This is a genomic window from Alteromonas sp. CyTr2, assembly GCF_947311905.1.
In the GTDB taxonomy this organism is placed as follows: Bacteria; Pseudomonadota; Gammaproteobacteria; order Enterobacterales; family Alteromonadaceae; genus Alteromonas; species Alteromonas macleodii.
In genome coordinates this window covers 1-1,488 of the sequence record NZ_CAMZMZ010000075.1, presented here as the reverse complement: position 1 = coordinate 1,488, position 1,488 = coordinate 1, and the positions used below count along the sequence as shown (strand labels likewise).

At 42.9% G+C, this 1,488-nt stretch carries 1 protein-coding gene; it reads right to left on the bottom strand.

Annotated features, from left to right (window positions below; all coding sequences use genetic code 11):
- Positions 1–12: 12 nt before the first annotated feature.
- Positions 13–1,383: an IS4 family transposase gene (locus QME20_RS19585; protein ID WP_281716510.1), complete on the bottom strand. Its 1,371-nt coding sequence runs from the start codon at positions 1,381–1,383 to the stop codon at positions 13–15.
- Between the last annotated feature and the right edge of the window lie 105 nt (positions 1,384–1,488).

Genomic DNA, 1,488 nt, shown 5'->3' with positions numbered 1-1,488 from the left:
CCTGTCTCTTGATCACAAGTCGATATCAAGAGACATGGCTAGCTCATATCCTTCAAGGATGGTTTGCAATTTGAACCATCCTTGCCATATGACTTTCACAGACGCTCTTCCTGTTCGTTTTGTATCTTTCCACCCTCCTAGCTTTGCAAGCTCTGTATAGGCCCATTTCATTGAGGGGGCTGAGTCAGGTGGTGTCTTACTCACTCGTTTTAACCATAATAACTTCCATGCTTTAGGTGATAGGACTTCTTCACAGCTACTATCGTCCGGTCGGTCTTTTGCGAATTTGAGTTGAAGGATCCTTACGGCAATAAACGCGTTTATTGTGACTAGACGCTCAACGTTTTCCTTACTTTGTAAGCGCGAAGCTTCGATATTAGTACCGTCACTTTTCCACGCCTTATGATATTCTTCTACTAACCAACGATGCTCGTAATAGCCAATTATTTTTTGTGCTTGCGCTTGATTTGTGATGGGTTCATTTGTCAGTAAATGCCAGCATAACGCCTCTTTTGAATTACTGCGCTCTACACATCCGACGTAGTATAAAGGAAGTGATTCACCACGCTTATTGCTGGGAACCTTGAGCGTAACGGGAGCAAATGCAATATCTAACGTCACGTTTCGTGCTTTGCGCCCTCCTTTTTGCGGAATATGTATTTGCTTGCGCCCTGCACTTTTTAACTGACTGGCATAGTGATATAGCTTGTTTTCGCCTTCCTCAATGTGTCGACTTTGCATTGAACGAACAATAAACCGCTGCTGAGTTGTTAGCTTATAAAGTAAGTACTCGTAGATATCAGCTTCTCGGTCACAGACGGATATCACATCATCTATCTTTGAGCCCAGTCTTGCTGACATATTGATTGATGCTGACTCCCACTTGTAGCCTTCTTTCTCAGTGTATGGTGTCGATGCATGTTTCGCTCTTTTACCACGCGTTGTTATGTCTCGTGTCCAACGCGACTGTTCAATCAGTCCAACTATTTCTTGTGATTCCGGCGCAAAAAGTAAGACACTATGGGCAAGCATACCGCGGCAACGATTACCTTGATTCACGTGTCCAAGTTCGTTTCGAATACTTTTATGGCTGTATGAAATGGTCGTAGTATCTTCTAGGGCAAGTAATGTTTTGTGTCGCTCTGCTTGTCCAACTGTAACGTTAAATCCAGTTTCAGCGATTGAAGTCGCATCTACACTTTCATTTCTAATGAAGCGGTATGCTCCTTCCATATCGGCGGGGGATTCAGTGATATTCACAAGAGGCTTTCCTGGTGTATTGGCAAGTGTTGCAGCTAATTTTACCAGACGAGATGTACGACGAGGATCTCCTAGTTTTGCTTCTCCAAACGTTTTTTCAGCCCACTCTACATTATCAATCATAATCTTTCCCAATGAGTTAAGTGAAAGATCTGATCAGAGTCTGGAGGAATAGTTCAAAAAAATCCCCACTAATTACTTAGTAGGGATTTGTGTATAAGAGACAGG